The following is a 5,193-nucleotide window of genomic DNA, read 5'->3' on the forward strand; positions in this document are numbered from 1 at the left end:
CCTTCATGAAGGACCGCGGTTGCTTCAGCCCAGATCAGGCCGAATCCACCACGGGCGTAGCGGATGTAGCGCCTGAAACTCAGCTCTCCCGGGGAACCGTCCGTTTCGGAATCAAATCCCTCCATGGGATGAGCCACAAAACGGTTGGGAATCACCCTTCTCCCAATGCGCAAGGGCTCGCTTAATACCGACAGATTTGAATCTTTCGGAAGTTCGAGTCCGAACGCAGCACATTCATGCTCGAGTTCATCGATACGTTTAAACAGGAATCGCCGGTGAGTGTGTCTGTCAATTCGAGGCGGTGTATTCATGATAAACTACTTTCCGGCAGTGCCTATCCATTTAAGTACATCCCGTACTGTATCGGATATTGCTGCATACTTTTTTGATTCGAGGAACTCTTTTTTGATAAGCTTACTTCCCATTCCCAGGCATGCTGCGCCGGCGTCGATCCATTGTCTGATATTTTCTTCAGTCGAATCCACCCCGCCGGTGGGCATGAGCCGGACCCATGGCATAGGCGCCTTTACTGTTTTGATAAAACCGGGACCACCCACCGGGCCGCCGGGAAATATCTTGACTATTTCCGCCCCCAGCTCCTCGGCGGCGGATATCTCACTTACACTCCCGGCACCGGGAATACAGGCGACTTTCCGGCGGTTACACAACCGGGCAATCTCGGGATTGAAAACCGGACTCACGATAAAATTCGCTCCATGGGCCAGAAAGAGCGCTGCAGTCGGTGCATCGACAACAGAACCGACCCCCAGGATAACCGACAACGAATTCGATTCACAATGGGACACAAGACGATCGAATACCTGAAGTGCCCCGGGGCCGCGGGAAGTGAATTCCAGAAGTGACGCTCCCGCATCGTGAACAGCCGAAAGAACATTGATACCCACATCGGGGTCGGAATTGTAAAAGAGTGGAACCAGTTTTTCGGCAAGCATGGTATTGTAAACAGTCAAACGATCGAATTGCGGCATAACGTCTCCTTTATATCAATAGAACTCTGATTTGCAGTTCATGTACGGCGCCCGTCTTGTAGATTTACAGCCGTTGAACCGTCAAACCGCCGTCAACCATAATTACCTGGCCGGTTGAATACGGGAAATCTCTCCGTACCAGGGATGCCGCCGCTTTTCCGACATCCTCGGGAAATCCCCATCGCGGCTGCACACATAAGCCGTCACCGATAAGCTTGTCGTATTTCTCCTTTACTCCCGCGGTCATGTCGGTTTGTATAATGCCCGGTCTGATTTCGTATACCGGAATATCATACTCTCCAAGCCGAGCAGCCCAGAGCATGGTTGCCATACCGATACCGGCCTTGGAAATACAATATTCGCCGCGGCTCGGTGATGCTACCGTTGCGGATATAGAAGATATATTGATAATGCATCCGGAAAATTCGTCAACGAATTTCCGCTGTTCGATCATCCATCGGGCAACAGCCTGGGTGAGAAAATAGGGACCATGAAGGTTTATTTTCATTACCCGTTCAAAGCTCTCTTCAGTCGCTTCAAGAATATCGTTACGCACAAGCGGCGCCACCCCTGCGTTGTTTACCAGTACATCGCACCGGCCAAAACGATCCTTTACCGCTGCAACCAGCCCTTCCCGGTGGACGGCGTCGGAAATATCAGCGCGCACATACAAAGGTTCGGCGCCATATTGCCCAAGCTCTTCAAGGACTTCCCCCACACTATCCTTTTCACGAATACCGCAGGCAGCGACAGCATAGCCCTCGGCAGCAAGACGCCTGGATATTCCCAGTCCGATCCCACGACATCCGCCGGTGATCAGTGCGACCTTTCCTGTCATAGCCTCTCTCCCGTTGGAGCAGTCAAATAATATCAACAATAATTAAAATAACCATTGATTGGATAAAAACAAAGGAATGCTGCAGGCGAGACGGTAATGCATTCTATTTTGACGAAGAGCCTATCCTGCACCCCCCCGCTCCTGGTTCCCGAGTGTAAGGTCCCTGTATATCACCCCATCACGAAACTCGGCCCACGCAATCTCAAACCATGGTTCTGTTTCCGGCAAGGGTCTTCGCGTTCTCCATTCGTTATGTATCGTTCCCTTCTCATCCACCCGGGTATAAAGCACCTTTTCCCTGAAATCGGAATTTTCAACCTGAAACCGCCATGTGTCGTCCAGAGCGGCGTGTATGGCTGTACCCTGGGAATTTATTACCAGTGAAGACCCCCTGCTTCCAACACCGCTTTGGAGCGCAAAGAGGACAGACTCAAGGTACACCGAGTGGGTGAAACAGAGCCTGCGGTTTCTGAACGCCTCGGCGAGTTCGGCTACGCCGGCAAATTTGCTCCCGCTTTGCTGTAGAGTATTCCACTGTACCCGAGCCTCCTTTACGGCTTTTTCCAGAATGTCCCGGGATCGGACATGGGCCCCGGCCCGCGACATTCTTTTCTGGAATTCGTCACGGACAGCCCGGGTATCCATCGAAGAACTTCGGCAATTTTTCATCCACGAGAATATCTCTTTGAACGCGGCTTCAGCAGCTTTCCGGGCCTCGCTCCGGTTGTACCGAACCTGCGCATACCGTGCTTTGATATATTCGGCGGCCCTGAATCCCCCAACCTGTCCTGCATTGAGCGCCGACCCGCCTGGTCGGTAGATCCCGTGGGATCCGTTGACTTCACCAATTGGAAACAGATGTTTAATATTAATCGATTCCCACCAGAGGTTTCCGGCCAGGCCGCCGTTGTTGTGCTGGGCACAAACCGCAATCTCCAGCGGTTCCTTCCCGATATCGATACCCTGGTCGGCATAGAGTCGGACCGCTTGCGGATTCATTTTTTGCAGCCGTGAAATCGGCGTCCCCGAAAGCGCTCCCGATTTTTCGAGGTAATCCCGGGCCTCAGAGCTTAATCGGGCACAATCGAAAGCCGCACTGTTCTCTCTGAAATCCAGAAAAACCCGCCTTTTTTTCACGGTTGTTTCGATATATACCGCGATATCGATAATCGATGAGCCCCTGATAATTTTCCGGGGGTCAAAGGGCCACTGGTATCCTTTAAGAAAAATCATACTGTTCATTTCACCCGGCGAGTCAAAAAAGGGCGCCAGAAACTCCTGTGGATCACTCGAGCCGTCCGGGGCAGTACTGATAAACCGGGGGATCACCTGCATAAACGTCCCGGAGACATTCCATCGAAACTTGGTCGAAGCCATGCCGTATTGTGATTCCGGAAGGTTTTGTGCCCAGGCCCCCTCCATGAGCGCCAGACCGATTGCTCCTGTATGTACGGCAGGATAGACGCTCGTTGCGTATAGCCCTCCGGGTCCCCCCACCGCAAAAACAACATTTTCGGCATAGTACACTTCAAAGAGATTCGATCGCTTCGTACAATCATTTTCTTCACGATTGATTGCAATGACACCTACCGCCCGCTTCGAGCCATTCTCATCGAGGGTCAACAGCTTGACGGCGTCTCTTTTCTCGACTATCGGGATGTTTAAACGCCGGATTTCTCCGATAAGCGCACGGCACATCTGTTGTGAGGTATAGGGCCCCGCAGAGGTGGCCCGGCGACGCGGGTCATGATCGGTTTTATATCCCACAAACCGGCCGTACCGGTCCTGCGGAAAGGGAACCCCGAGATTGACAAGGTTGATAAAGGCCCGCGGCGACACACTTGCCTCAACCAGCGCCAGGTCGCCGTGCATTCCCCCACCGTCAAAATACGATCTCGCCAGTTCCAGGGGAGAATCATTTTCCACACCACACATGCCGAGTTTATAATAGGTCTGCTTGTCGCTTCCGGTGTTAATCGACGTTCCTTTGTCGAGCCCCTCGGTAAGAACCAGGATATCGTCAATACCCCGTGCACGAAGCTGGAGCGCGGCATTCAATCCCGCCGCGCCGCTCCCGATTACAAGCGTGTGAACCGAAAAACTCCTGCATCGAATCGATCCATCGACCGAACATTCAATAGTAACAACAACATCTTTCATTTCAATTCTCCTGATTTCTTTGAACCGAAGGGTGATATGAGCTGAGTCGCATGCACTGAAGCAGGCCGATTCTTTTCAGAGTTCGAAAATACACGCCGGCGCTCCGCCGCTTTGCCATACCTCGTTCCACCGGAAATTGAATCGTGCTGTAAGATTGCTCGAATATCAATTCAATGAATTCCTTTGAATACATGTTACCCGGTGGTTTTTCCGGGTAGAGTGCAATGTTCTGTCGAATTCGAAACAGATCTCGTCAATCTTGTTTCCGGCAGTTTGGGTGGTGGTCTCAATAACGATTGCAGTATCGACTTGCGTAAGGCCGTTCTCATCGGAAATCAATGCGCCCGGATTGCGTTTTGTTACAGCAAATATTCCTTATAAATGCTCTTATCTTCTCTTCGATCTTTTCTTTTTCGAGCCTAAATTAATAATTCGATGGGTTTGAGAAAGAGAAAGGCCGATTTTTCCGGCTATTTTTGCTCCGGTCATGCCCTTTTTATAGAGTTCGATCACCTTCTTATTGCGAGCGGGGATTTCTGCATGGCTCGATTCAATCCCATATTTTTTCCTGAGCTGGAATATCGCCTGTCGGGAAACACCGTATTGTTCTGCGATCGCCGAATCCGTCTTCAGTTTTTTCCGGAGCTTTGCAAGTTGGGTTTTTGTAAGAATCGCCATACATCATCCTTTCTGAGAATGAATTTTACATCACACATTCAACGATTCAATAAATAATTGATTTCCCGGGTGTTGATCAAAGCTCATTTTTATGGGCGTCTTTTTCAGAAGAAATACATCTCCTGTCCTCGCCGGGCTTCACTGAAAATTTCCCAAGTATTCTTTTCGCTCTCCCCCTACCCGGCAATTCATCAGATCGCTTGCCCGTTTTATTATCAAACGCCTGTGAAGCATTCGTGCCGTATATTTTGCAAATTCAGTTTTCCCGCTCATCTCAAAAATCTACACATAATGCCGGTAATTGTTGAAACAACCGCGAATGGCAGGTCAACCATCTGTAAATCATTTATCCAGAATGGTCATGTACATGTTCGCCAGGCTCCAATTAAAACTCAAATTCTTGGAAATAAACAGGCAAACCAGGATGCGCTTACTTTTAGTAAAGATAGTTATTTCCCCGCGAAAACAGTGGTTAGCGGACTAACGGAAAATATTGGCACTATAATGCTTGAAAAAAATCCTTATGGC

Annotated in this window: 5 protein-coding genes; all 5 read right to left on the bottom strand. The window is 50.2% G+C overall.

Annotation, left to right across the window (positions count from 1 at the left end; translation table 11 throughout):
• A partial coding sequence (locus tag GF401_14180) for an NADH:flavin oxidoreductase (protein MBD3346201.1) occupies positions 1–311 on the bottom strand: 311 nt, incomplete at its 3' end.
• Positions 312–317: 6 nt separating this feature from the next.
• Positions 318–989 (bottom strand): bifunctional 4-hydroxy-2-oxoglutarate aldolase/2-dehydro-3-deoxy-phosphogluconate aldolase, encoded by a 672-nt coding sequence (locus GF401_14185; protein MBD3346202.1) that lies wholly within the window; start codon positions 987–989, stop codon positions 318–320.
• Between the two features lie 64 nt (positions 990–1,053).
• On the bottom strand, positions 1,054–1,827 hold the full coding sequence (locus tag GF401_14190) for a 3-ketoacyl-ACP reductase (GenBank protein ID MBD3346203.1): 774 nt from the start codon (positions 1,825–1,827) through the stop codon (positions 1,054–1,056).
• A 120-nt stretch (positions 1,828–1,947) separates the two neighbouring features.
• On the bottom strand, positions 1,948–3,987 hold the full coding sequence (locus GF401_14195; protein ID MBD3346204.1) for an FAD-binding protein: 2,040 nt from the start codon (positions 3,985–3,987) through the stop codon (positions 1,948–1,950).
• A 387-nt stretch (positions 3,988–4,374) separates the two neighbouring features.
• Positions 4,375–4,665, bottom strand: coding sequence for a hypothetical protein (locus GF401_14200; GenBank protein ID MBD3346205.1), 291 nt, complete (start codon positions 4,663–4,665; stop codon positions 4,375–4,377).
• Positions 4,666–5,193 lie beyond the last annotated feature (528 nt).

The sequence above is a fragment of the Chitinivibrionales bacterium genome (assembly GCA_014728215.1).
Classification (GTDB): domain Bacteria; phylum Fibrobacterota; class Chitinivibrionia; order Chitinivibrionales; family WJKA01; genus WJKA01.

Excerpts from the sequence above, each read along its gene's own strand:
- GF401_14185 (MBD3346202.1), bottom strand. The coding sequence starts at position 989 with ATGCCGCAATTCGATCGTTTGACTGTTTACAATACCATGCTTGCCGAA.
- GF401_14195 (MBD3346204.1), bottom strand. The coding sequence starts at position 3,987 with ATGAAAGATGTTGTTGTTACTATTGAATGTTCGGTCGATGGATCGATT.
- GF401_14200 (MBD3346205.1), bottom strand. The coding sequence starts at position 4,665 with ATGGCGATTCTTACAAAAACCCAACTTGCAAAGCTCCGGAAAAAACTG.
- GF401_14190 (MBD3346203.1), bottom strand. The coding sequence starts at position 1,827 with ATGACAGGAAAGGTCGCACTGATCACCGGCGGATGTCGTGGGATCGGA.